Raw genomic sequence first — 23,088 nt, 5'->3', positions numbered from 1 at the left:
GCTACCGAGAGCACCACGCCTGCCATGCTCGCCGGCTGGGCGGCGGGCCTGGGCGAGTACGGACTCACACCGGACGACCTTCCCGACGGACTCGTCGTCGCGGACGAGGACGGCCGGGTCATCTGCTTCAACTCCGCCGCCGCCCGGATCACCGCGCTGCACCCGGCCGATGTGCTGGGCGCGCCGATCGAGCGGGCGCTGCCGCTGGAGGACCTCGAAGGCCGCCGCTGGTGGTCGCTGACCGACCCGTACCAGGGGCTCGCGATCAGGGTGGGCCAGCCGGAACGGAATCTGCTGCTGCCCGGCGGCCGTGAGGTGCTGGTCTCCGCGCGCTATGTGCGCACCCACCCGACCGGTCCGGTCCGCCGGCTCGTCGTCGCCCTGCGCGGCACCGAGGCGCGGCGCCGTACCGAGCGCAGTCACGCGGAGCTGATCGCCACCGTCGCGCACGAGCTGCGCTCGCCCCTCACCTCGGTCAAGGGCTTCACCGCGACGCTGCTGGCCAAGTGGGAGCGGTTCACCGACGACCAGAAGAAACTGATGCTGGAGACCGTCGACCAGGACGCCAACCGCGTCACCCGGCTGATCGCCGAGCTGCTCGACATCTCCCGGATCGACTCCGGCCGCCTGGAGGTGCGCCGCCAGCCGGTCGACATCGCCGCGATGGTCCAGCGGCATGTGGACTCGCATGTGGCCGCCGGGCAGTCCAGGGAGCGCTTCCGGGTCGACGTCACCCAGCCGCTGCCCGCCCTGTGGGCCGATCCCGACAAGATCGACCAGATCCTCGGCAACCTGCTGGAAAATGCGGTGCGGCACGGCGAGGGACAGGTCACCATCGAGGTGGCACCCGCCGTTCTGGGCGCCCCCGACAAGGACCGCGCGGAAGGTACGGCACTGACGGTGAGCGACGAGGGCCCCGGCATCCCCGAGGAGTCGATGAGCCGCGTCTTCACCCGCTTCTGGCGGGGGAGCAAGCGCGGCGGCACCGGCCTGGGCCTGTACATCGTCAAGGGCATCGTCGAGGCGCACGGCGGGACGATCGCGGTCGGCCGGGCTCCCGGCGGCGGCGCCCAGTTCCGGTTTATTCTGCCCGTCGGGGCGCCGGCGTTCATGGCCTGAGCCATGGCCCTGCTCGGTCCGATGGGCGTGACCGGCCAATCAGCGCGGCCCCAGTAGACTCGACCCTTGGCATGTGTCCGGTCGGGCAGGCCGCTCACAGCACCCAATTCGGAACGGGAAGAGATGTCGGCACCGAACAAGTCGTACGACCCTGTCGAGGTCGAGGCACTGAAACCCGAAGAGATCGAGCGCATGCGGGACGAGGCGCTCGCCGCCATCGCCGCGGCCGCCGGCCTCGACGAGCTGCGCGAGGTCAAGGTGGCACACACCGGTGACCGGTCGCCGCTCGCCCTCGCGAACCGTGAGATCGGCGCGCTGCCGCCGCACGCGAAGGCGGAGGCCGGCAAGCGCGTCGGCCAGGCCCGCGGCGGGGTGAACAAGGCGCTGGCCGCCCGCCAGGCCGAGCTGGAGGCCGAGCGCGACGCCCGGGTGCTGGTCGAGGAGGCAGTGGACGTCACGCTGCCCTACGACCGGGTCCCGGCCGGTGCCCGGCACCCGCTCACCACGCTCTCGGACCGCATCGAGGACATCTTCGTGGCCATGGGCTACGAGGTCGCCGAAGGCCCCGAGATCGAGGCCGAGTGGTTCAACTTCGACGCCCTGAACTTCCCGCCGGACCACCCGGCCCGCGAGATGCAGGACACCTTCTTCGTCCAGCCGCTGGCCGGCGGCTCCGACGGGGACTCCGCGGAGTCGGGTGTGGTGCTGCGCACGCACACCTCCCCGGTGCAGATCCGTTCGATGATCGACCGCGAGCCGCCGGTCTACGTGATCTGCCCCGGCCGGGTCTACCGGACCGACGAGCTGGACGCCACGCACACCCCGGTCTTCGCCCAGGTCGAGCTGCTCGCCATCGACGAGGGCCTGACCATGGCCGACCTCAAGGGCACGCTGGACCACATGGTCCGTGCGCTGTTCGGCAGTGACCTCACCACCCGGCTGCGGCCCGCGTACTTCCCGTTCACCGAGCCGTCCGCCGAGATGGACATGCAGTGCTTCGCGTGCCGCGGCGAGTCGGCCGTCAACCCGGACCGCCCCTGCCGGACCTGCTCCTCCGAGGGCTGGATCGAGCTGGGCGGCTGCGGCATGGTCAACCCGCGGGTGCTCACCGCGTGCGGCGTCGACCCCCGGAAGTACAGCGGTTTCGCGTTCGGTTTCGGCATCGAGCGGTTGCTGATGTTCCGTCACAACATCGCGGACATGCGAGACATCATCGAGGGTGACGTGCGTTTCACCCTTCCGTTCGGGATGGAGATCTGATGCGGATCCCGCTTTCTTGGCTGCGGGAGTACGTCGACCTGCCCGCCGGCGAAACCGGCCGTGACGTCCAGGCCAAGCTCATTTCCTCCGGCCTCGAGGTCGAGACCGTCGAGCAGCTCGGCGCCGGCCTCACCGGCCCGCTGGTGGTCGGCAAGGTCCTCACCATCGAGGAGCTGGAGGGCTTCAAGAAGCTGATCCGCTTCTGCACGGTCGACGTCGGCACCGCCAACGGCACCGGTGAGCCGCAGGAGATCGTCTGCGGCGCCCGGAACTTCGCCGTCGGCGACAAGGTCGTCGTCGTACTGCCCGGCGCGACGCTGCCCGGCGACTTCAAGATCGCCGCACGCAAGACGTACGGCAGGACCTCGCACGGCATGATCTGCTCGGCCGCCGAGCTGGGCATGGGCGACGACCACGACGGCATCATCGTGCTCCCGCCGGAGCACGAGGCCGGCACCGACGCGATCGCGCTGCTGGAGCTCGTCGACGAGGTGCTCGACATCGCCGTCACCCCGGACCGGGGCTACTGCCTGTCGATGCGCGGTGTCGCCCGCGAGACCGCCATCGCCTACGGGATCTCGCTCAGCGACCCCGCGCTCCTCGACGTGCCGCCGCCGAACGCGTTCGGCTACCCGGTCCAGGTCGGCGACCCGTTCGGCTGCGACCGCTTCACCGCCCGCACCGTGGTCGGCCTGGACCCCGAGGCCCGCTCCCCGATCTGGCTGCAGCGCAGGCTGCAGAAAGCCGGCATGCGGCCGATCAGCCTGGCCGTGGACGTCACCAACTACGTGATGCTCGAGCTCGGCCAGCCGCTGCACGCCTACGACAGGACCCGGGTCGACGGACCGATCGGCGTCCGCCGCGCACAGCCCGGCGAGAAGCTCACCACGCTCGACGGCGCCCAGCGGGTGCTGGACGCCGAGGACCTGGTGATCACCGACAACAGCGGTGTGATCGGCCTGGCCGGTGTCATGGGCGGGGCCAACACCGAGATCGCGGACGCGGTCCGCGACGAGACGACGGGCGAGGTGCGCGGCACCACCGACGTCGTCATCGAGGCCGCGCACTTCGAGCCGGTCGCCATCTCCCGCACCGCCCGCCGGCACAAGCTGTCCTCCGAGGCGTCCAAGCGCTTCGAGCGCGGCACCGACCCGCAGACCACCTCGGCCGCCGCACAGCGCACCGCCGACCTGCTGGTGCTGCTCGCGGGCGGCACCGCGGAGGCCGGCGTCACGGAGATCATCTCCCCGTCCGCGCCGCGCACCATCTCCATCCCGGCCGACCACCCGGACCGCGTCGCGGGCACCGAGTACGGCCGCGAGACCGTGGTGCGCCGGCTGCAGCAGGTCGGCTGTGACGTCTACGGCTCCGACGAGCTCGTCGTCACCGTGCCCAGCTGGCGCCCGGACCTCACCGACCCGAACGACCTCGCGGAAGAGGTCATCCGGCTCGAGGGGTACGAGAACCTGCCGTCGACGCTGCCCAAGCTGCCGTCCGGCCGCGGTCTGACCGGATCGCAGCAGCTGCGCCGCCGGACCGGCCGGGCGCTGGCCGGAGCCGGCTACGTCGAGGTGCAGAACACGCCGTTCCTCGGCGAGGCCGCCTTCGACCAGCTCGGCCTGGAGGCGGACGACCCGCGCCGCCGCACCGTCAAGCTCGTCAACCCGCTCTCCGACGAGGAACCGGCGATGCGCACGACGCTGCTGCCGGGGCTGCTGGCCACGCTGCGCCGCAACATCGGACGGGGCTCGCACGACCTGGCCCTGTTCGAGACCGGTCTGGTCTTCCGGCCCACCGGCGCCGAGCCGGCGCCGCCGCGGCTGCCGGTCGACCGCCGGCCCACCGACGAGGAGATCGCGGCCCTGAACGCCGCGCTGCCCGAGCAGCCGCGCCGGGTCGCCGTCGCCCTGTCCGGCGCGCGCGAGCAGGCCGGCTGGTGGGGCAAGGGCACCGCCGCGAGCTGGGCGGACGCCATCGAGGCCGGCCGCACCGTCGCCCGCGAGGCCGGGGTCGAGCTGATCGTCCGCCAGGACCAGCACGCCCCGTTCCACCCGGGCCGCTGCGCGGCGCTGCTCGCCGTCGTGGACGGTGAGGAGCTCCTCGTCGGCCATGCCGGTGAACTGCACCCGCGGGTCGTCAAGGCGCTGCACCTGCCGGACCAGACCTCCGCGATGGAGCTCGACCTGGACCGCGTGGAGCGGGCGTCCTCCGGCCCGGTGCCGGCACCCCGGGTGTCCACCTTCCCGGTGGCCACCCAGGATGTCGCCCTGATCACCGACGCGTCCGTACCGGCCGCCGAGGTGGAGGCCGCACTGCGCACCGGTGCCGGTGAACTGCTGGAATCGCTGCGGCTGTTCGACATCTACACCGGCGAGCAGGTCGGCGAGGGCAAGAAGTCCCTGGCCTACGCCCTGCGCTTCCGGGCCGCCGACCGCACGCTGACGGCCGAGGAGACGACCACCGCCCGCGACGCCGCCGTCGCCGCGGCCACCGCGGCCACCGGCGCGGTGCTGCGCGGCGCGTGACAGTGGCCCTTCGGGCCTGACCGAACGCCGATGGGGCGCACCCGGATCTCCGGGTGCGCCCCATTCGTCGGTCCGGGCCCGGCGGGGGGCACGGTCGTACGGTTATCGCTCACGGGATTCGGGCCGGTCCAGGATGCGCAGCCAGCTGCCGTCCGGCTGGCGGCGCGCCACCTGGGCGCGGCCGCCGGTCCCGTCGGCGGACCGGGTGGCGGTCAGCGCCAGATCGCCGTTGACCAGGGTGGGCAGCGACTCCTCCAGCGTGAAGCGCGGTGCCTGCCGCAGCAGTTGCTCGATGACGCCGCGGATCGCCTCCCGGCCGACGGTCTCGCTGCCGAGCGGGAACCCCAGCACGGCGTCCGGCTCGTAGAGCGCGGCGACTCCCTCGGCGTCGCCCGCGTTCGCCCGCTCCACGAACAGCCGGGCCAGGTCCTCCGGTTGTGCGGCGGCTTCGCGTGTGGTGGTCATGGTCGCTCGCTCTCTTCGCGTGGGTCACTGGTCGATTGGTTTCTCCTCTCCCATGGTGCGACGCCATCGAGCAGAAGTCGAAGAGATGGATCGTATGAGCGGCAGAAGTATCGGTTATGGGTAAGCGCTTGTCCTCGTGCGGAGGTTTCTTCGCTCGATCGGGTGATTCTGCAGGGCTGGGTGTCGTGGGAGGTGCACGGATCGACAGAATCGGTCGCGACGCGGGGGCCCGATCCCTGTGGGGGCGGTTCCGTCGCCGACCGCGCCAAACGGCTGCGAGGGGGAGCCGGCGGGATGATCCGTATCAGAGCAGTTCTCGGGGTGCCGTACGGCACCCCGGCCGTGCTGATGTACGTGCTGCCCGGTGTCTGGATCGCGCTGGTGCTGGTGGTCGCGGTGGTGGCGCCCGACGGGGTGAGCCCGCTGCCGGCGCTCGCCGTGGCGCCCGCCATCGCGTGCGTGGGCAGCGGTCAGCGGCAGTGTGTACTGGTCAGCGGTGTCATCGCGCTCGTGGCGCTGGTGGCGGGGCTGGTGGGCCAGGGCGTCCGTGAGGTGCAGGAGCGGCTCGGCACCGGGGTGGCGGTGCTCGCCGTGGTGGCGCTGTGTTTCTGGATGGCCGGCCGCCGGGCGGTGCTGGCGGCGGAGCTGGAGCGCACCCGGGAGATCGCCGTCGCCGCCCAGCGGGTGCTGCTGCGGCCGCTGCCGCCGCGGGTGAACGGCTATGCGGTGGCGGGCGAGTACCTCTCCGCGAGCCTGGGCGCGCGGGTCGGCGGCGACCTGTACGAGGTGCTGGCCACGCCGTACGGGCTGCGCGCGGTGCTCGGTGATGTCCGGGGCCATGGGCTGGCCGCGATCGACTCGGTCGCCGCGCTGCTCGGCAGCTTCCGGGAGGCCGCGCACGACGAGCCCGAGCTGACCGGGGTGCTGTCCCGGCTGGACCGCTCGCTCCACCGCCATCTGCGGCAGCGTTCGTGCGCGGAGCACCCGGCGGTGGCGGACACCGAGTCGCAGAACCCGGTCGCCGAGGAGTTCGTCACCCTGCTGTTGGTGCAGTTGGGCGACGACGGGAAGCTGGAGACGGTCAACTGCGGTCATCCGCAGCCCTTTGTGACCGGGCCGTACGCGACCGGCGAGCGCCCGCGGCCGCTCGCGGTGGGGGAACCGCTGCCCCCGCTGGGCCTGTTGGACGACGGCGACCGGGCGGCGCCGGCCCATCGCGGCGTGCTGCTGCCCGGCCAGGCCCTGGTGCTCTACACCGACGGGCTGCAGGACGCCCGCAACGCGTCCGGGACGTTCTTCCCGCTCCCCGAAGCCGTGGCGGCCGCGGCCGCCACCGCGCGGATCGGCGGCGCACTGGCCGCCGCGCCCTTCGCCCGCGCGCTGAGCGCCGCGGCCCTGCGGCACACCGGCGGCCGGCCGGCCGACGACATGGCCCTGCTCGTCCTGCTCCGCGATGTGGCCCGCGTCCCGCTGCGGAACCGTTCCGCCGCACTGTCGGGAACGCCGCGCCGCTGAGCCGCTCCAGGGCCGCGGGCTACGGTGGCGGGTGGTCCCGGTAAGTCGTACTTTGCGGATATCTCTCGTCTTCGCAAGGACGCCAGGGACGCAACGGAACGAGGTGTTCGCAGTGGCCGGTGAGTTCGAGGTCTACCAGGACAAGGCCGACAAGTGGAGGTTCCGTCTCAAGGCGGGCAACGGCGAGATCATCGCGGTGGGTGAGGCGTACGAGTCCACGTCCGGCGCGATGAACGGGGTGGACTCCGTCAAGCGGAACGCCGGTGACGCCGCGGTGCAGGAAGTCGCCGGCACGAAGAAGCAGTAGTCGGGGTCCGGCGCGGCGGGCAGGCACTCGGCACAGGCCCAGACGGGATAGTCGCCGCCCTCACGCGGGCGCAGCGTGCCGACCCGTGTCGTCCCGGCGCCGCTCGCCGCGCAGCGGAAGCATGTACCGGTCACGGTCGGCCTCCCAGAGATCGTCGCGGACCGCACCACCCGTCCTGCCGCGGTGTGCCTGGCAACGCAGGGCGGGCGGTGCGGGGTGGGCCGCCGCCAATGCACGAGGGGGAGTCGGCGACCCGGGGCACAGTCAATCCCGCCGCCAACTCCCGGGGGAGCGTGTGCGACCGGCATATGCGGGTGCTCCGCTCACACCCCGTGTGAACGGGCTGGTACTACGCTGCGCGCAGTGGGCGAAACCAGGGGGACCGGATGGAACCCAACACGCTGTTCGACGCCGTCCTCGACGAGGCGGGTGCCTCCCATGCGGGGCTGGCCGCCCGGATCAACGCACTCGGCCGGGCCCGGGGAATGCCGCTCCGCTACGACCGCACCGCGGTGACCCGCTGGATCAAGGGCCAGCGGCCCCGCGGCGAGGTGCCCGATCTGATCCGCGAGGTGCTCGGCGGCCTGGTGCAACGCCCGCTGACCCTCGCCGACATCGGGATGGACCGGGGAGCCGTGGCCCAGACGGCGGGTACCCCGCTGACGGGTTTCGTGGAACGCGCCACGGCGTTATGGCGTGCCGACGAACAGCAGCGACCCCATGTGCGCACCGCGCCCGTACTGACCGGGCCCAAGGCGGTCATGCCGCTGTGGGAGTGGGAGAACCCGCCCGAGGACATGGACGTCTCCCGGACCGGGGTGCAGCGGGTGACCGGCGCGGACGTGGCCATGCTGCACGCCGCCCGCGCGCACTACGAGGAGCTGTACCGGGGAGCGGGCGGCGTGGCGACCCGGGACCGCGTCGTCGGGTTCCTCAACGCCCAGGCCGCGCCGCTGCTGCGCGGCCGCTACTCCGATCCCCTCGGCCGGCAGCTGCACCGCGCGGTCGGGGCGCTCGTCGGGATCGCCGGGATCTGCGCCTACGACACCGACGCGCACGGGCTCGCGCAGCGCTACTTCCACCAGTCGCTGCGGCTGGCCAAGGCGTCCGGGGACCGGGGGCTGGGCGCCTGCGTGGTGGGCATGCTGGTCTACCAGTCGCTCCATCTGCGGGACTACCGGCAGGCGGTGGCGTTCGCGGAGGCGGCGCTGCGCACGGCGGGCCACAACGCCACTCCCGCGCTGGCGGCGGATCTGTACGCGATGCAGGCCAAGGCGTACGGGCGGCTCGGCGACCGGCCCAGCGCCCACCGCTGCGGCCGGCTCGCCGAGACCGCGGAGCAGCGGATCAGGACCGAGGACGAGCCCGCGGAGACCGCCTACGTCCAACCGGGGCTGGTGGACGTGCAGTTGGCGGAGGCGTTCCTGAGCCTCGGTGAGCTGCGGCCCGCCCTCGAACACGCCGTCCAGGCGGTGAGTTCCCCGTCGCACGCCCGGGGACGGGTGCACCGGCTGGCCGTGCTGACCCATGTGGAGCTGCGCCGGGGCGAGGCCGATCACGCCGCGACGCTGGCGGTCCGGATGGTGGAGCAGGGGCGGGGTATGGAATCGCAGCGTCTGCGCGACCGGTTCGCGGCGGTCCGCGGCCATCTGGCCGCCTACGACAGCGTGCTGGCGGTCCAGGCCGCAGGGCTCATCGACGAGCTGCTCCGCGTTCCGTTGTGACGCTCACGCGAGCTGCGATGTTGTCACCATCCGAAAGGAAGGTGGCGGAATCGTGCAATGGAAGAACCTTAGTGAGCGAACTGTGTACAGAAACCGCTGGATGCGCGTCAATCTCGCAGATGTCGAACTCCCCGACGGGCGTCATCTCAACCACTACCTGATCAGGCTGCGGCCGGTCGCGCTGGCCACCGCCGTCAACGAGGCGAACGAGGTGCTGCTGCTGTGGCGGCACCGGTTCATCACCGACAGCTGGGGCTGGGAGCTCGCGGCCGGGGTCGTCGAGGACGGCGAGGACATCGAGACGGCGGCGGCCAGGGAGATGCTGGAGGAGACCGGCTGGCGACCGGGGCGGCTGCAGCACCTGCTGACCGTCGAACCCTCCAACGGCCTGACCGACGCACGCCACTTCGTCTACTGGTCGGAGGAGGCGGAGTACGTCGGTCATCCGGAGGACGACTTCGAGTCGGACCGGCGGGAGTGGGTGCCGCTCAAGACCGTGCCGGACATGGTCGCGCGGGGTGAGGTCCCCGCGTCGAACATGGCCGCCGCGCTGCTGATGCTGCATCATCTGCGCCTGGGGTGATGTTCGCGGCCGAGCAGGCTGTTCAGGACGTGGAGTGCGGCCGCCCGCCGTGCGGGTCTGCGGGACCACACGGCGGGTGCGGCGGCGCCGATCAGCAGCAGGAGGGAGAGGGCGGCGACGGCGACCGCGGGCACCAGCGCGCGGCGTCCACCGACGACGATGGTGAGCGTGCTGAGAGGGAGGCTGAGGATCACGGGGGAGAGTGCTCTATGGGGATGGTCCGGTCTCATGTAAAAATAGTGAAGCACTTGAGAGACGTTTCGTCTACGAATTGGGACGGTGGGCATGGTGGGCAGTGAACGCCACGATCAGCTGTCCCGGTTGGTCCAGGAGGCGCAGACGGCCGGGGACTCGTACCAGGACCTCGCCGACCGGGCCATCGACCCGGTGACCGGGGCCACCGTCTCCAAGCCGTATCTGCACAAGCTCGCCCGCGGCCAGGTCGCCACCGCTCCCGGCCCCGTCCAGCTGCGCGCCATCGCCGCCGCGCTGCGCCGGCCGGCCGCCCTCGTGCAGCGGGCCGCCGCCGAGCAGTTCCTCGGCTGGGTCTCGGACGAGGTGCAGGGCTACGACGACGACATGCGCGTCATCGTCACCTACGCGGAGGCCATGCCGCCCGCGGAGCGCCGACGGCTGCGCGCCACGGTCGAGGCGTGGGAGCGGGCGCGGGCCGAGGAGCGGTAGCCGCCGGAAGGTGCGCTGCGGGGCGGTCGCGGAGGCTCGCTCGCGGGGTCGGATTCCCTTGCGGTTGTTGGCCGGTACAGCTGTTGTCGGGGTGCGGACCCGGCGGTACGTTGCCCTGTGACGCGCATCCGGTGCCTGGATTCGGCCGGCCGCGCGTGCCATCGATGGGGAATACCGTGATCCGGATCGTCTATCTCCTGGCCCCTCTCGAACCCGATGTCGGCGCGGTCGTCCGCGAACGCCGCGGCCGGGTCGAGGTCTATCTCTCCGACCGCCATCACACCCGTGACGGAGTCGCGGCCCTCAACAGCGCCTCCGAGGAGCTCCTCGCGGCAGGGCACTGGTTCCAGCTCTGGAAGGGCGAGATCGTGTCCATCCGGTCGCCCGAGCACTGACCGGGCGGCCGGGCCGCGGGCCGGGGCGGCGCGGTCAGCGCGCCGCCCCGGCCGCCTTCAGGGCGGTCACGGTGGCCGCCGCGAGGCTGTCGAGGTACCCCTTGGGCAGCGGGGAGCGGATCACGGCGAGCCGCCAGTAGAGCGGGCCCGCGATCAGGTCAAGGGACAGGTCCGCGTCGGTTCCCGCCGCCAGTTCGCCGCGCTCGACCGCCTTGCGCACGACGGCCGCCGAGATACCGCGCTGGGTGTCGCGCAGCGCCGTCTGCAGGGCCGCGGCGATCTCCGGATTGCGCGCCGCCTCGGCGAGCAGATCCGGGATGATCTGCGACGCGACCGGATGCCGCAGGGCGCGCGCGGTGACCTCCAGCAGTAACCGGACGTCACCGAGGAGCGAGCCGGTGTCCGGTGCGGGCATGCCCTGGACCGCCACGGCGGACACCGTGTCGAGGACCAGCGGCAGTTTCGAACGCCAGCGCCGGTAGACCGCGGCCTTGCCGACGCCGGCCCGGCGGGCGATCCCCTCGATGGACATCCGGCCGTAGCCGACCGCCGCCAGCTCGTCGAAGACGGCGCTGCGGATGGCGTCCGTCACGTCCTCCCGGAGCACGGCGGCTCCCGCGGGGGCGCGACGAGGGGTTCGGGGCTCCGTTGGCATGCCACCGAGCCTAGCGTGACGTGGCGACGGAACGGTTGCGTTCCATTCAACGGATGCTCTACCGTCGGACCACACGACGAGACGGATCCGTTCCGTCGTGTCGTGTTCACTCCCCGTTTTCGCCTCGAACGAAAGCGCGTCACATGACCTTGCACACGGACGCCCCCGCGGCGGCGCAGGACCTGGACAGCCCGGACGGCGGGCTGTCGGCCGCTGAGCTGGCGGCGAAGTACGGGCTGTCGGTCAGCGGTGCCCGGCCGGGCCTCGGCGAGTACACCCGGCAGTTGTGGGGCCGGCGGCACTTCATCAACGAGTTCGCGAAGGCGCGGACGCAGGCGCAGTACACCGATGCCCGGCTGGGTCAGCTGTGGCAGGTGATGACGCCGTTGCTGAACGCGGCGGTGTACTACCTGATCTTCGGGCTGTTGCTGGGTACCGACCGCGGTGTGGACAACTTCATCGCGTTCCTGGTGACCGGCATCTTCATCTTCACGTTCACCCAGTCGTCGATCATGAGTGGTGTGAAGGCGGTCTCGGGGAACCTGGGCCTGATCCGGGCCCTGCATTTCCCGCGGGCGTCGATGCCGATCGCGTTCACGCTGATGCAGTTGCAGCAGCTGCTGATGTCGATGCTGGTGCTGTTCTCGATCGTGCTGATGACCGGCGAGGTGCCGACCTGGTCGTGGTTGCTGGCGATTCCGGCGCTGTTCATCCAGTCGATCTTCAATGCCGGCCTGGCGCTGGCGGTGGCCCGGCTGGGCAGCAAGATGACGGACCTCGCGCAGCTGATGCCGTTCATCCTGCGGACGTGGATGTACACCTCCGGCGTGATGTACAGCATCAGCAATTTCACGAAGACGGCACCGTATTTCGTGAAGATCCTGCTCGATGTGAATCCCATCGCGGTGTACATCGACCTGATGCGCTTCGCGCTGATCGACAGCGTGACCGCCGAGGAGATGCCGCCGCACGTGTGGGCGGTGGCGGTGGGCTGGGCGGTCGTGGTGGGTGTCGGCGGGTACGTGTATTTCTGGAAGGCTGAGGAGAAGTACGGCCGTGGCTGAGACAGTGGAGATCGAGAAGAGCGCCACCGGCACCGACACCGACCGGAGCGCCGCCGGCAGCACCGCCGTTCAGGCTCCGGCCCGGTCCCGTATCCCGACCGTCATCGTGGACGATGTGCACATCGTCTACCGGGTGCACGGCGCCGGGAACAGCAAGGGCAGCGCGACGGCCGCCCTCGGGCGCCTGGTGTCCCGTAAGTCGTCGCCCAACGTCCGGCGGGTCCATGCCGTGCGCGGGGTGAGTTTCACCGCGTACCGGGGTGAGGCCATCGGTCTCATCGGGTCGAACGGGTCGGGCAAGTCGACGATGCTGCGGGCGATCGCGGGTCTGCTGCCGCCGGAGAGCGGCCGGGTCTACACCGACGGCCAGCCCTCGCTGCTGGGGGTCAACGCCGCGCTGATGAACGACCTGTCCGGCGAGCGGAACGTCGTGCTCGGCGGTCTGGCGATGGGGATGTCGCAGGAGGAGATCCGCGAGCGGTACCAGGGAATCGTGGAGTTCTCGGGAATCAACGAGAAGGACGATTTCATCTCGTTGCCGATGCGGACGTATTCCTCGGGCATGGCGGCCCGGCTGCGGTTCTCGATCGCGGCGGCCAAGAACCATGACGTGCTGATGATCGATGAGGCGCTGGCCACCGGCGACCGTTCTTTCCAGCGCCGCTCCGAGGCCCGCATCCGCGAACTGCGCAAGGAAGCGGGCACGGTCTTCCTGGTCAGCCACAACAACAAATCGATCCGCGACACCTGTGACCGGGTGCTGTGGCTGGAGAAGGGCGAGCTCCTCATGGACGGCCCCACCGAGGAAGTCGTCAGCGCCTACGAGAACGCCCACGGATGACGGACCGGCCCGCCGTCGGAACGGCGGGCCGGCTTTTTCACTGGTTCATCAATGCGGTCAGTACTGGTAGAAACCGGCCCCGGTCTTACGGCCCAGCCGGCCCGCGTCGACCATGCGCTGGAGCAGCGGGGGAGCGGCGTACAGCGGCTCCTTGAATTCGTGGTACATCGAATCCGCGATGGCGGCAATGGTGTCCAGACCGATGAGGTCGGAAAGCTTGAGCGGGCCCATCGGGTGCGCGCAGCCCATTTCCATACCGTTGTCGATGTCCTCGCGATTGGCGATTCCGGACTCGAACATCCGGATCGCCGACAGGAGATACGGGACCAGCAGCGCGTTCACCACGAATCCGGAGCGGTCCTGGGCGCGGATCGCGTGCTTGCCGAGGACGTCGGTGACGAGGCTCTCGGTGCGCTTGAGGGTGTCGTCCGCGGTGGTGAGGGCCGGAATCAGCTCGACGAGCTTCTGCACCGGGGCCGGGTTGAAGAAGTGGATCCCGAGCACGTACTCGGGACGCGAGGTGGCCACCGCGAGCTTCACCAGGGGGATGGACGAGGTGTTGGAGGCCAGGATCGCGTCCGGCCGGGTCACCACCTGGTCGAGGACCTGGAAGATCTCGGTCTTGACCTGCTCGTTCTCGACCACGGCCTCGATCACGAGGTCACGGTCGGCGAATTCGCCGAGGTCGGTGGTGAAGCTCAGACGGGCGAGTGTCGCGTCCCGCTCCTCCTCGGTGATCTTGCCGCGTTCCGCGGCCTTCCCGAGGGAGTTCGTCAGACGGGTACGGCCGAGCTCCAGGGCCTCGCCGGTGGTCTCCGCGACCCGGACGTCCAGTCCGGCGCGGGCGCAGACCTCCGCGATACCGGAGCCCATCTGCCCGGCCCCCACCACTCCGACGCGCTGGATGTCGCTCACTCGTAAGCCTTTCGCTGTGGTACAGGAATAAGCGGGCGCACCACGCGGTAGCGGGCCCGCCCGCTCCGACGTTACTCCGCCGGTGCGGAGGATTGCTCCAGCCCCCCGGCCGCACCATCATCAGCGGGACAGCACCCGACGATCAGGGGGCACGGATGGGGCACATCACTCGCAGGACCTTCGCCGTGGGAGCCATCGGCACCGTGGGCGCGGTGGCCCTGGCGGCCGCCACCGGGACACCCGCGGCGGCGGCCGCCAGGGCCGGGACCACGGAACGGGAGCGGCCCGCGCGCCAGTTCCGCGGTATGTGGATCGCGACCGTCGCCAACACGGACTGGCCCTCCGCACCCGGCCTGCCGGCGGCGGAGCAGCGGCGGGAACTGCTCGATCTGCTGGACACCGCCGTCGAGCGCCGGCTCAACGCGGTGATCCTCCAGGTCCGGCCCACCGCGGACGCGCTGTGGGCGTCGCCGTACGAGCCGTGGTCGCAGTACCTCAGCGGGACCCAGGGCCAGGACCCCGGCTGGGACCCGCTCGGCACGGCCGTGCGCGAGGCGCACCGGCGCGGTCTGGAACTGCACGCCTGGTTCAACCCGTACCGCATCGCCAACAACACCGACCCGAACCTGCTCACCCCGACCCACCCGGCCCGGCTGCACCCCGAGTGGGTCGTCCCGTACGGCGGGAAGCTGTACTACAACCCGGGGCTGCCGGAGGTGCGGCGGTTCGTCCAGGACGCGATGCTCGACGCCGTGCGGCGCTATCCGGTCGACGCGGTGCACTGGGACGACTACTTCTATCCGTACCCGGTGGCGGGGCAGGTCTTCGACGACGATGCCGCGTACGCCGCCTTCGGTTCCGGGTTCCCCGACCGGGCGGCCTGGCGGCGCGACAACACCGACCGGCTGGTGCGTGAGACGGCCGTCCGGATCAAGCGGATCCGGCCGCACACCCGCTTCGGGATCAGCCCCTTCGGGGTGTGGCGCAACCGGGCGACCGACCCGCTCGGCTCCGACACCACAGCGGGCGTCCAGACCTACGACAACCTGCACGCCGACACCCGCGGGTGGGTGAAGAAGGGGTGGATCGACTACATCGTTCCCCAGGTGTACTGGAACATCGGGTTCCCGGCCGCCGACTACGCCAAGCTCGTCCCCTGGTGGGCGGATGTGGTCTCCGGAACGGACGTCGACCTGTACGTGGGCGAGGCGCTGTACAAGGTGGGTGTCGCCGGCCAGCCCGCGGCCTGGCAGGACCCCGCCGAGCTCTCCCGCCATCTCACCTTCGACCGCGACTTCCCGCAGGTGCGCGGCAACGTCTTCTTCTCGTCGACCCAGGTGGCGTCCGACCCGCTCGGAGCGATGACCCGCGTCGTGGCCGACCACTACGGCGGCTGCGCGCACCCGCCGCACTGAGCCGCCGCACTGAGCCACCGGGGCCCGTGGTCCGCCAAGACCGCTCCTGTGCACGGCGGTTGCCGCGGGCCTTCCGGCGGATATTCGTTCGATCAAGGGGTTCGGGCCTGTTAGCGTCCTCCTGTGGCGAAACTCAATCAGATCATCGCGGTCGAGAAGGGCGTCAAGTCCAAGTCCCAACAGGAACTGACCGCTTCCCATCACGACCTGCAGAAGCCCGTTCTGCTCTCCGGGCTCTCCCGGACCTATCAGCCGAAGGACGAGGAGGGCGAACAGCTGCCCCCCGAGTCGACCCGGGTCCAGATCAAGGCCGAGGACGTACTGCGGACGACCGCGGTCACCCTCACCCGGCTCTTCGACGTCACCGCCACCAAGGACTGGGCGAACTGCGAGGCCCGCGCCGACGTGACGGTCGACGGCCGCCCGCTGGTGCGGGAAGTGCCGGTGTCGTACCTGCTGTTCCTGGAGAAGCAGCTGGTGGACCTGCACACCTTCATCCGCAAGCTGCCGGTGCTCGACGCCTCGGAGTCGTGGAACCTCGACCCGTCGAGCGACGCGTGGAAGACCGAGCCGGTACGCACCATCCGTACGAAGAAGGTGCCGCGCAACCACGTCAAGGCCGAGGCGACGGAGAAGCACCCCGCCCAGGTCGACGTGTACTACGAGGACGTGCCGGTCGGTTACTGGACGACCGTCAAGTTCTCCGGCGCCCTTCCGGCCCGGCGCGTCAACGAGCTGCTCGAGCGGGTGGAGAAGCTGCAGAACGCGGTCAAGTTCGCCCGCGAGGAGGCCAACAGCGCGGAAGTCACCGACCAGCGGGTCGGGGACGCCGTACTCGGCTACCTTCTCGGCCCGTAGCCGGCCACACCCCAACAGACCCCCTCCGCCTATGTGCGGAGGGTGCGCCAGGAGCGCAAAGCTCAGCCTGAAGCTTGTCGTGACGACGTGGTTCCAGTGGGGGTTCGAGTCCCTCTCCCGGCACTACCGGCCGGGGTAGCCCAACTGGCAGAGGCAGACCGCGATCAATCTCAGACTCTTGCTCCAGACTCAGCATTCGCCGCCGATCGCCGGATCCACCGGGTTCGGGCTTGGTCGTCAGGTGCCGGTTCGAATCCGGTCCGCCGCTTCCTTCCTGCGGCGGTAGTTCAATGGCAGAACAAGACGACGTAAAACTGACCCGTACCCACTCGCGCCGGCGTGTGCATATGGGCGGCATCAACAGGGGCCCGGGAGCTGGACACGCTCTCGGGCCCTGCTCCATGTCCGGGGGCCCGTTGCCCGTTGTGAACCCCTCACCCGGTGCCGGCTTCGAGGCCGGCGAGCAGTCCGGCGACGGCCCCGTCGAGCAGCCCGAGGAACACGCCGACCGCCGGGGACGGTGACAGGCCGCGCGCGGTGGCGGCGTGGACGGCGCGGCCCGGGACGTCGTCGGGATGCAGGGCCACAAGGGCGATGTCGGCCCGCACCGAGGCGGCGGCCAGCGCCGGGACGAGCGTGACGCCGAGTCCCGCCGCGACGAAGCCCTGCTTCGCGATCCACTCGGCCGCGACGAAACCGATCCGCGGCAGCCGGTCGAAGAGCGGGGCGCCTGTCTGCCCTTCCAGGGCGGCGTTCGCGCGGGAGGCGCACTTCTCCGTGGCGCTCGCGGCCAAGGACGTCCGTCTCGCGACCGACGCCGCCGAACTGCCGGTGGCGAGCGCGGTGCTCGGCTCCTCACGGAGTTCCCCGAACTCGCGGACGAGGACCTGGCGCAGGCCGCCCAGCGCTTCCGCACCCGGGCAGGTGGCCGCCTCAGCGCCGAGGCCGCGCTTCCCACCGACCGCTGGAAGCAGCTTCCGCATCTCGCAGCACACGACCTAAGGCCGGAACCGCTGGGTACGGTGAACGGGCGCGGGTACGCGTCGGGCACAACCGTGCTGGGACAACGTGGTTCCGTACACCGGGAGGCGAAGGTGCTGGACATCCGGCGGGTGACGCGGGCGGCGGACGTGATCGACGCGGAGACCCTCTTCGACGGGCCGGCCCGTCCGGAGTGGGCGGCCCGGTTCCTCGCCGAGCCGGGCCATCACCTGCTGGTGGCCTACCGGGGAGCGGAGCCGGCCGGGTTCGTCACCGGGGTGGAGATGACCCACCCGGACAAGGGGACCGAGATGTTCCTCTACGAGCTCGGGGTGGCCGAGGGGCACCGGCGGCGCGGCATCGGACGCGCACTGGTCACCGGGCTGGCCGCGCTCGCCCGCGAGCGCGGCTGCTACGGGATGTGGGTGCTCACCGACCGCGACAACCCGGCCGCCCTGGCCACCTACCGCTCCACCGGGGCGGACACCGACGAGGCCACCGCCTTGCTGTCGTGGACCTTCACCACGGACAGCGTCCCGGAGCCGTAGTGGTCCGCCCCGGTCCACCGCCCGTCCCGCCGCCCGTCCCGCCGTCCGGTGCCCGTCCGGTGCCCGCCCGGCGGCGTGGCCCGGACGTCCGGGGGACTCGGCTAGCCTGAGGGCACAATGAACCGTTTGACGACGTCATCGGGTGCGTACGACCTCACCCGCTTCCCCGAGGACCCCCGCGACAGGCTCCGTGCCTGGGACGCCGCCGACGAGTACCTGCTGCGGCACCTGGACGGCAGCGCGCCGGACGGCGGCGAGCCGGCGCCCGTGGACCTCTCCGGCACCGTCGTCGTGGTGGGCGACCGGTGGGGCGCGCTGGTCACCTCGCTCGCCGCGCACCGCCCCGTACAGATCACCGACTCCTTCCTCGCCCAGCAGGCGACCCGGGCGAACCTGGCGCGCAGCGGGGCCGAGCCCGGCACGGTACGGCTGCTTTCGGCCATGGACCCGGTCCCGGACCGCATCGACGTCCTGCTGGTCCGGGTGCCCAAGAGCCTCGCGCTCCTGGAGGACCAACTGCACCGGCTCGCACCGCGGCTGCACGCGGGCACCGTCGTCGTCGGCACGGGCATGGTCACCGAGATCCACACCTCGACGCTCACCCTCTTCGAAGAGCTCATCGGTCCCACCAGGACGTCGCTGGCCGCCAAGAAGGCCCGCCTCATCTTCAGTACGCCGGACCCCGCGCTCGTCCGCACCGACAGCCCGTGGCCGCGTACGTACGAGCTGCCCGGCGACGTCGGCGCGGCCTCCGGCCTGGCCGTCACCAACCACGCGGGCATCTTCTGCGCCGAACGCCTCGACATCGGCACCCGGTTCTTCCTCCGGAACCTCCCGCAGCGCGACGGCCCCGAGCGCGTCGTCGACCTGGGCTGCGGCAACGGCGTGGTCGGAACGGCCGCGGCGCTGGCCAACCCCGGCGCCGACGTGACCTTCATCGACGAGTCCTTCTCCGCGGTGGCCTCGGCCGAGGCGACCTTCCGGGCCAACACCGGACCGGACGCCAAGGCCGAGTTCCTGGTCGACGACGGCCTGTCGTCCGTCCCCGCCGGCTCGGTGGACCTGGTGCTGAACAACCCGCCGTTCCACAGCCACCAGGCGACGACCGACACGACGGCCTGGAACATGTTCACCGGATCCCGCGAAGCGCTGCGCGCCGGGGGCGAGTTGTGGGTGATCGGCAACCGGCATCTCGGCTACCACGTGAAGCTGCGCCGGCTCTTCGGCAACTGCGAAGTCGTCGCGAGCGACCCGAAGTTCGTCATCCTGCGAGCGGTGAAACGCTGATCACGGCCTGAGGCGGCGGCTCAGCGGGCCGCCGCGTCGCGGAGGGCGTCGATCAGGCCCAGCAGGGCGGGCTGGGCCGGCGAGGTCTCGCGTACCGCGGCGTAGATCGCCCGGACCGGCTCCGGTCCGCGGACCCTGCGCACGACGATGCCGGGATGATGGCGGTTCCCCAGTCCGAGCGTCGGCATCAGACCGACTCCGAGGCCGGCCGCGATGAATCCCTGGGCCGTGGCGTAGTCCTCGCTCTCGACCACGAAGTCCGGGCTGAAGCCGGCCGCGGCACAGGCGTCGACGACGGTCTCGAGGCAGGGGCCCGCGGGCCATTCGTTGCCGACCCAGGGCTCGTCGGCGAGGTCGGTCAGATCCAGCACCTTCTTCGCCGCGAGCCGGTGCCCCTTGGGCAGTACGGCGCGGTAGGGGTCGTCGAGCAGGTGCACGAGACGGATGCCCGCGCTGGGCCGGTCGCGTGGGTGCACCACGATCGCCAGATCGGCCCGGCCCTGTTGCACCTCGGGCAGGGGATCCTCGGGGTCGACGAGCTTGAGGTCGATCCGTACCCCCGGATGTTCGTCACGCAGCCGCGCCAGCGCGGGCGCGACCAGCGTCGCGCCCGCCGTGGCGAAGTAGCGGACCGACAGCTGCCCGGTCCGGCCGGCCCGGAGGTCGGCCAGTGCCGTCTCCGCCTCCGCGACGTTCCTGCTGATCACGGCCGCGTGCTCGGTGAGCAGCAGTCCGGCCGCCGTCGGCCGTACGCCCCGGCCGAAGCGTTCGAGCAGCGCCGTCCCGGCCTGCTTCTCCAGCGCCGCCACCTGCTGGCTGACGGCGGAGGGGGTGTACCCCAGATTCGCCGCCGCCGCGGTCACCGAACCACTGGTGACGACCGCCCGCAACACCTGCATCCGTCTCACATCGAGCATGTAGGAGAGCTTAATGGTGCATGCAACTCTTTTCTCTTGTCCTGTCGTATCGACTCGGGGCACGGTGATCACCTGAGACGGAAGACCGAACAGGGAGACAGCACGTGAGCAACAACGGCAGTGGTGGGTCCGGCCCGATGGCGTTGGTGCGGATGGGCGTCCTCGCCCTGCTGTGGGGATCGACGTTCCTGTGGATCAAGTTGGCCCTGGACGGCCTGTCGCCCGCTCAAGTGACGTTCACCCGCTGCGCGTTGGGCGCCCTGGTGCTGCTCGTCCTGTGCTTCTCGTCGCGCCGCCACCTGCCCCGCGACCGCGCGACCTGGGGCCATGTCGTCGTGGCCGCCTTCTTCTGCAACGCCCTGCCGTTCGCGTTGTTCAGCGTCGGGGAGCAGACGGTCGACTCCGGCGTGGCCGGCGTCCTGAACGCGACCACCCCGCTCTGGTCCCTGCTGATCGGCCTCACCATCGGCACGGAACGCCGGCTCCACCCCGCCCGCCTGGGCGGACTCCTCCTCGGATTCGCGGGCACGCTGCTGATCTTCGCCCCGTGGGGACGGAACGGACTCGTCAGCTGGGGTTCCGCCGCCATCCTCGGGGCGGCGGCGAGCTACTCCGTCGCGTTCGCCTACATGGGGCGCCATCTCGTCGGGAAGGGCACCGCCACCATCGCGCTCTCCGCGTCCCAGCTCCTCGCCGCGACGGGACTCAGCGCGCTGACCCTGCCGATCGGCGGCCTGGCGCCCGTACACCCCGGCCCCGCAGCCCTGTTGGCCGTCGTCGTCCTGGGGATCTTCGCCACCGGGATCACCTTCCACCTCACCTACCGGCTCATCGCGGACGAGGGCGCCACCAACGCCGCCACGGTCGGATACCTGCTGCCGGTGGTCTCGGTGGCGCTGGGCGCGATCGTGCTCCACGAGGACGTCAGCCTCAGGACCGTCGCGGGCATGGCCGTGGTCCTCGTCGGCGTCGGCATGACCCGCCGGCCGGCGCGAAGCGCGCGTGGGGACGGATCACTGTGCGAGGGAGCCGCCCTGCCCGGCCGTCCGTAGCCGGCCGGAGCTGGAGCCAGGTCCGCGGTGCCGCCGGCCGGGCCGGGCGCCCCTTGCGTACGACCCGGCCGCCCGTTCTCGGCCGCCCCTGTTCATAGGGGCGGAACGCGGCCCGGCAGACCAGCAGCGCCACGGCGAACACCGGCAGCCAGGCCAGCCGGGCGAGCACCCAGCCCGGGCCGTCGGGCACGGTGTGCAGACCGGGCAGGGGCGAGCCCACGAGCAGGCCGGTCGCGGTGACCGCCACGGGGGACGCCCGCCGGGCGGGAGACCGTGCCGACGCCGCTATCCGGGGGTCTCGCCGTTCATCAGCAGTTGCAGGGCCTTCTCGAGCCGGGCTTGCCTGCTCTCCGGCGTGAGCGCCTGGAGCAACGGCAGGATCGTCAGATAGCGCCCGGTCCTGTCGAGCGCCTCGAACGCCTTTCCCGCCGGGGGGTTCGCGTCGAGCGCGGCCGCGAGGTCGGGCGGCACGGCCGCCGTCCGCTGCGACGCGTAGGCCGCGGCCCACCGCCCGTCCTCCTGCGCCTTGAACACCTCGGCCAGCCCGGGTTCGCGCATCCGCCCCGCGGCGGTCAGCATCTCGACCTTCTCCACGTTCACCCGCGACCACAGGCTCCTGGGCCGGCGCGGCACGTACTTCTGCAGGTAGTGCCGCTCGTCCTGGGAGCGCCGCTGCCCGGAGATCCAGCCGTAGCAGAGCCCGATGTCGACCAGCTCGTCGGAGGTGACGCTCGGGATGCCGGAGTTCTTCTTGGCCATCCTGATCCACACGCCCTCTTGGCGGGTGAAGTGCCCGGCCAGCCAGCCCTCGAACGCCCCGGCGTCCGCGAAGGCGATGATCTCCACTCCGTCGAGCTCGTCCATGCGGCCCAGGCTATCGCCGGACCGGGCGCTCCAGTTGGCCCGACCGGCCGACTGGAGCGCCCACAGGAAGCGTTGGGCGGCGCGGCGGCCGGAGGCGGGGTGCCCCGGCGTCCGGTCAGCGGCCGGCGAGCAGCTCCAGCGTGTCGATCACGCGGTTCGAGAAGCCCCACTCGTTGTCGTACCAGGCGGCCACCTTGATGTGCCGGCCGTCGACGCGGATGAGGGCCGAGTCGAAGATCGACGAGGCGGGGTTGCCCGTGATGTCCGACGACACGAGCGGGTCCTCCGAGTACTCGAGGATGCCGGCGAGCGGCCCCTCCGCGGCGGTGCGGTACGCCGCCAGCACGTCGTCGCGCGTCACGTCGCGGGCGACGGTCGTGTTGAGTTCGACGATCGATCCCACCGGAACGGGCACCCGGATCGAGTCGCCCGACAGCTTGCCCTCGAGGTTCGGCAGCACGAGGCCGATCGCCTTGGCGGCGCCCGTCGTGGTCGGCACGATGTTCACCGCGGCGGCGCGGGCCCGGCGGGCGTCCCGGTGCGGGCCGTCCTGCAGGTTCTGCTCCTGCGTATAGGCGTGCACCGTCGTCATGAAGCCGTGCTCGATGCCGGCGAGCTCGTCGAGCACCGCGGCGAGCGGTGCGAGCGCGTTGGTCGTGCACGAGGCGTTCGAGATGATCGTGTGCAGGGCCGGGTCGTACGCGTCGGTGTTGACCCCGAACGCGAGCGTGACATCGGCGCCGTCCGACGGCGCACTGACGAGCACCTTCCGCGCGCCCGCGTCGAGGTGGGCACGGGCGGCCTTGGCCGAGGTGAAGCGGCCGGTCGCCTCGAGCACGATGTCGACGCCCAGCTCGGCCCACGGCAGCTGCGCCGGTTCGCGCTCGGCGAGGACCGTGATGCGACGGCCGTCCACGACGAGGGCGTCCCCGTCGACGGTGACCGGGCGGCCGAGCCGGCCGGCCGTCGTGTCGTAGGCGAGCAGCCGCGCGAGGGTGGCCGGCTCCGTGAGGTCGTTGACGGCGACGACCTCGAGGGTGCTGTCGCGCTCGAGCAGCACGCGCAGCGCATTGCGCCCGATGCGGCCGAATCCGTTGATGGCGATGCGAGTCAT

The 23,088-nt window shown here is 71.4% G+C and carries 24 protein-coding genes and 1 pseudogene; 16 read left to right on the top strand and 9 right to left on the bottom strand.

Annotation, left to right across the window (positions count from 1 at the left end; all coding sequences use genetic code 11):
• Window positions 1–24 precede the first annotated feature (24 nt).
• The 3 genes from C8250_RS11770 (at window position 25) to pheT (ending at window position 4,904) form a co-directional block, all read left to right on the top strand.
• A complete protein-coding gene (locus C8250_RS11770) occupies window positions 25–1,119 on the top strand; it encodes an ATP-binding protein (protein ID WP_138354875.1) in 1,095 nt (364 codons plus the stop codon).
• 123 nt (window positions 1,120–1,242) lie between these two features.
• The gene (gene pheS, locus C8250_RS11765; RefSeq protein WP_138354854.1) at window positions 1,243–2,379 is read left to right on the top strand and encodes a phenylalanine--tRNA ligase subunit alpha; all 1,137 of its coding nucleotides are present in this window, start codon (window positions 1,243–1,245) and stop codon (window positions 2,377–2,379) included.
• Complete coding sequence (gene pheT / locus C8250_RS11760; protein ID WP_138354855.1) at window positions 2,379–4,904, top strand: phenylalanine--tRNA ligase subunit beta; 2,526 nt, start codon at window positions 2,379–2,381, stop codon at window positions 4,902–4,904. The genes pheS and pheT overlap by 1 nt, the downstream gene beginning before the upstream one ends.
• Window positions 4,905–5,006: 102 nt before the next feature.
• On the opposite strand, the gene C8250_RS11755 is transcribed toward pheT, so the two are convergent.
• Window positions 5,007–5,369 (bottom strand): nuclear transport factor 2 family protein, encoded by a 363-nt coding sequence (locus C8250_RS11755; RefSeq protein WP_138354856.1) that lies wholly within the window; start codon window positions 5,367–5,369, stop codon window positions 5,007–5,009.
• 294 nt (window positions 5,370–5,663) lie between these two features.
• Between C8250_RS11755 and C8250_RS11750 the strand changes: the two genes are divergently transcribed.
• The 4 genes from C8250_RS11750 (at window position 5,664) to C8250_RS11735 (ending at window position 9,498) form a co-directional block, all read left to right on the top strand.
• A complete protein-coding gene (locus C8250_RS11750; protein WP_232485982.1) occupies window positions 5,664–6,884 on the top strand; it encodes a PP2C family protein-serine/threonine phosphatase in 1,221 nt (406 codons plus the stop codon).
• 112 nt (window positions 6,885–6,996) lie between these two features.
• Window positions 6,997–7,191, top strand: a complete 195-nt coding sequence (locus C8250_RS11745) for a YegP family protein (RefSeq protein ID WP_138354857.1) — start codon at window positions 6,997–6,999, stop codon at window positions 7,189–7,191.
• A 386-nt stretch (window positions 7,192–7,577) separates the two neighbouring features.
• The gene (locus C8250_RS11740) at window positions 7,578–8,915 is read left to right on the top strand and encodes a transcriptional regulator (protein ID WP_138354858.1); all 1,338 of its coding nucleotides are present in this window, start codon (window positions 7,578–7,580) and stop codon (window positions 8,913–8,915) included.
• A gap of 52 nt (window positions 8,916–8,967) precedes the next feature.
• Window positions 8,968–9,498 (top strand): NUDIX hydrolase, encoded by a 531-nt coding sequence (locus C8250_RS11735; protein WP_138354859.1) that lies wholly within the window; start codon window positions 8,968–8,970, stop codon window positions 9,496–9,498.
• Here C8250_RS11735 and C8250_RS11730 read toward each other — a convergent pair.
• The gene (locus tag C8250_RS11730; protein WP_187144811.1) at window positions 9,480–9,728 is read right to left on the bottom strand and encodes a hypothetical protein; all 249 of its coding nucleotides are present in this window, start codon (window positions 9,726–9,728) and stop codon (window positions 9,480–9,482) included. The genes C8250_RS11735 and C8250_RS11730 overlap by 19 nt on opposite strands.
• Before the next feature lie 55 nt (window positions 9,729–9,783).
• Between C8250_RS11730 and C8250_RS11725 the strand changes: the two genes are divergently transcribed.
• A complete protein-coding gene (locus C8250_RS11725; RefSeq protein ID WP_138354861.1) occupies window positions 9,784–10,182 on the top strand; it encodes a hypothetical protein in 399 nt (132 codons plus the stop codon).
• 176 nt (window positions 10,183–10,358) lie between these two features.
• Window positions 10,359–10,577: a hypothetical protein gene (locus C8250_RS11720; RefSeq protein WP_164297049.1), complete on the top strand. Its 219-nt coding sequence runs from the start codon at window positions 10,359–10,361 to the stop codon at window positions 10,575–10,577.
• A gap of 34 nt (window positions 10,578–10,611) precedes the next feature.
• Here the strand turns inward: C8250_RS11720 and C8250_RS11715 are convergent, their stop codons facing one another.
• Window positions 10,612–11,232 carry a TetR/AcrR family transcriptional regulator gene (locus C8250_RS11715; RefSeq protein ID WP_138354863.1) on the bottom strand — a complete coding sequence of 207 codons (621 nt, stop codon included), beginning with the start codon at window positions 11,230–11,232 and terminating at the stop codon, window positions 10,612–10,614.
• Window positions 11,233–11,375: 143 nt separating this feature from the next.
• Here C8250_RS11715 and C8250_RS11710 point away from each other — a divergent pair, with 143 nt between their 5' ends.
• A complete protein-coding gene (locus C8250_RS11710; protein ID WP_187145268.1) occupies window positions 11,376–12,296 on the top strand; it encodes an ABC transporter permease in 921 nt (306 codons plus the stop codon).
• 91 nt (window positions 12,297–12,387) lie between these two features.
• The gene (locus tag C8250_RS11705) at window positions 12,388–13,137 is read left to right on the top strand and encodes an ABC transporter ATP-binding protein (protein WP_138352730.1); all 750 of its coding nucleotides are present in this window, start codon (window positions 12,388–12,390) and stop codon (window positions 13,135–13,137) included.
• Between the two features lie 57 nt (window positions 13,138–13,194).
• Here the strand turns inward: C8250_RS11705 and C8250_RS11700 are convergent, their stop codons facing one another.
• On the bottom strand, window positions 13,195–14,052 hold the full coding sequence (locus tag C8250_RS11700) for a 3-hydroxybutyryl-CoA dehydrogenase (RefSeq protein ID WP_138352721.1): 858 nt from the start codon (window positions 14,050–14,052) through the stop codon (window positions 13,195–13,197).
• Between the two features lie 155 nt (window positions 14,053–14,207).
• Here C8250_RS11700 and C8250_RS11695 point away from each other — a divergent pair, with 155 nt between their 5' ends.
• Together C8250_RS11695 and C8250_RS11690 are read left to right on the top strand one after the other, a co-directional pair.
• Window positions 14,208–15,467, top strand: a complete 1,260-nt coding sequence (locus C8250_RS11695; RefSeq protein ID WP_138352720.1) for a family 10 glycosylhydrolase — start codon at window positions 14,208–14,210, stop codon at window positions 15,465–15,467.
• A 123-nt stretch (window positions 15,468–15,590) separates the two neighbouring features.
• A complete protein-coding gene (locus tag C8250_RS11690; protein WP_138352719.1) occupies window positions 15,591–16,325 on the top strand; it encodes a hypothetical protein in 735 nt (244 codons plus the stop codon).
• Between the two features lie 434 nt (window positions 16,326–16,759).
• Here the strand turns inward: C8250_RS11690 and C8250_RS44830 are convergent, their stop codons facing one another.
• Window positions 16,760–17,308: a LysR substrate-binding domain-containing protein gene (locus C8250_RS44830; RefSeq protein ID WP_138352718.1), complete on the bottom strand. Its 549-nt coding sequence runs from the start codon at window positions 17,306–17,308 to the stop codon at window positions 16,760–16,762.
• A 114-nt stretch (window positions 17,309–17,422) separates the two neighbouring features.
• Here C8250_RS44830 and C8250_RS11680 point away from each other — a divergent pair, with 114 nt between their 5' ends.
• Together C8250_RS11680 and C8250_RS11675 are read left to right on the top strand one after the other, a co-directional pair.
• Window positions 17,423–17,854, top strand: coding sequence for a GNAT family N-acetyltransferase (locus C8250_RS11680; protein WP_138352729.1), 432 nt, complete (start codon window positions 17,423–17,425; stop codon window positions 17,852–17,854).
• Window positions 17,855–17,971: 117 nt separating this feature from the next.
• The gene (locus C8250_RS11675) at window positions 17,972–19,141 is read left to right on the top strand and encodes a methyltransferase (RefSeq protein ID WP_138352717.1); all 1,170 of its coding nucleotides are present in this window, start codon (window positions 17,972–17,974) and stop codon (window positions 19,139–19,141) included.
• 20 nt (window positions 19,142–19,161) lie between these two features.
• On the opposite strand, the gene C8250_RS11670 is transcribed toward C8250_RS11675, so the two are convergent.
• Window positions 19,162–20,058, bottom strand: a complete 897-nt coding sequence (locus tag C8250_RS11670; protein WP_138352716.1) for a LysR family transcriptional regulator — start codon at window positions 20,056–20,058, stop codon at window positions 19,162–19,164.
• A gap of 152 nt (window positions 20,059–20,210) precedes the next feature.
• On the opposite strand from C8250_RS11670, the gene C8250_RS11665 reads away from it, so the two are divergent.
• Entirely contained in the window at window positions 20,211–21,110 is a 900-nt protein-coding gene (locus C8250_RS11665; protein ID WP_138352728.1) for a DMT family transporter, read from the top strand.
• Window positions 21,111–21,189: 79 nt separating this feature from the next.
• Here C8250_RS11665 and C8250_RS43490 read toward each other — a convergent pair.
• The 3 genes and pseudogenes from C8250_RS43490 to gap form a co-directional block, all read right to left on the bottom strand.
• A pseudogene (locus C8250_RS43490) lies at window positions 21,190–21,369 on the bottom strand (acyltransferase); the annotation flags it as partial.
• Window positions 21,370–21,395: 26 nt separating this feature from the next.
• Entirely contained in the window at window positions 21,396–21,974 is a 579-nt protein-coding gene (locus C8250_RS11660; RefSeq protein ID WP_138352715.1) for a YdeI/OmpD-associated family protein, read from the bottom strand.
• Window positions 21,975–22,089: 115 nt separating this feature from the next.
• The gene (gene gap, locus C8250_RS11655; RefSeq protein ID WP_138352714.1) at window positions 22,090–23,088 is read right to left on the bottom strand and encodes a type I glyceraldehyde-3-phosphate dehydrogenase; all 999 of its coding nucleotides are present in this window, start codon (window positions 23,086–23,088) and stop codon (window positions 22,090–22,092) included.

Source organism: Streptomyces sp. So13.3 (assembly GCF_005860785.2).
Lineage (GTDB): Bacteria > Actinomycetota > Actinomycetes > Streptomycetales > Streptomycetaceae > Actinacidiphila > Actinacidiphila fildesensis.
The sequence above is the reverse complement of the archived record's forward strand: the minus strand, read 5'-3'. Positions and strand labels throughout refer to the sequence as shown.

What these genes read in the sequence shown, in the direction of transcription:
- C8250_RS11770 (WP_138354875.1), top strand. Translation starts at nt 25, where the DNA reads ATGCTCGCCGGCTGGGCGGCGGGCCTGGGCGAGTACGGACTCACACCG.
- pheS (WP_138354854.1), top strand. Translation starts at nt 1,243, where the DNA reads ATGTCGGCACCGAACAAGTCGTACGACCCTGTCGAGGTCGAGGCACTG.
- pheT (WP_138354855.1), top strand. Translation starts at nt 2,379, where the DNA reads ATGCGGATCCCGCTTTCTTGGCTGCGGGAGTACGTCGACCTGCCCGCC.
- C8250_RS11755 (WP_138354856.1), bottom strand. Translation starts at nt 5,369, where the DNA reads ATGACCACCACACGCGAAGCCGCCGCACAACCGGAGGACCTGGCCCGG.
- C8250_RS11750 (WP_232485982.1), top strand. Translation starts at nt 5,664, where the DNA reads ATGATCCGTATCAGAGCAGTTCTCGGGGTGCCGTACGGCACCCCGGCC.
- C8250_RS11740 (WP_138354858.1), top strand. Translation starts at nt 7,578, where the DNA reads ATGGAACCCAACACGCTGTTCGACGCCGTCCTCGACGAGGCGGGTGCC.
- C8250_RS11730 (WP_187144811.1), bottom strand. Translation starts at nt 9,728, where the DNA reads ATGAGACCGGACCATCCCCATAGAGCACTCTCCCCCGTGATCCTCAGC.
- C8250_RS11725 (WP_138354861.1), top strand. Translation starts at nt 9,784, where the DNA reads ATGGTGGGCAGTGAACGCCACGATCAGCTGTCCCGGTTGGTCCAGGAG.
- C8250_RS11715 (WP_138354863.1), bottom strand. Translation starts at nt 11,232, where the DNA reads ATGCCAACGGAGCCCCGAACCCCTCGTCGCGCCCCCGCGGGAGCCGCC.
- C8250_RS11710 (WP_187145268.1), top strand. Translation starts at nt 11,376, where the DNA reads ATGACCTTGCACACGGACGCCCCCGCGGCGGCGCAGGACCTGGACAGC.
- C8250_RS11695 (WP_138352720.1), top strand. Translation starts at nt 14,208, where the DNA reads ATGGGGCACATCACTCGCAGGACCTTCGCCGTGGGAGCCATCGGCACC.
- C8250_RS44830 (WP_138352718.1), bottom strand. Translation starts at nt 17,308, where the DNA reads ATGCGGAAGCTGCTTCCAGCGGTCGGTGGGAAGCGCGGCCTCGGCGCT.
- C8250_RS11675 (WP_138352717.1), top strand. Translation starts at nt 17,972, where the DNA reads ATGAACCGTTTGACGACGTCATCGGGTGCGTACGACCTCACCCGCTTC.
- C8250_RS11670 (WP_138352716.1), bottom strand. Translation starts at nt 20,058, where the DNA reads ATGCTCGATGTGAGACGGATGCAGGTGTTGCGGGCGGTCGTCACCAGT.
- C8250_RS11665 (WP_138352728.1), top strand. Translation starts at nt 20,211, where the DNA reads ATGGGCGTCCTCGCCCTGCTGTGGGGATCGACGTTCCTGTGGATCAAG.
- C8250_RS11660 (WP_138352715.1), bottom strand. Translation starts at nt 21,974, where the DNA reads ATGGACGAGCTCGACGGAGTGGAGATCATCGCCTTCGCGGACGCCGGG.
- gap (WP_138352714.1), bottom strand. Translation starts at nt 23,088, where the DNA reads ATGACTCGCATCGCCATCAACGGATTCGGCCGCATCGGGCGCAATGCG.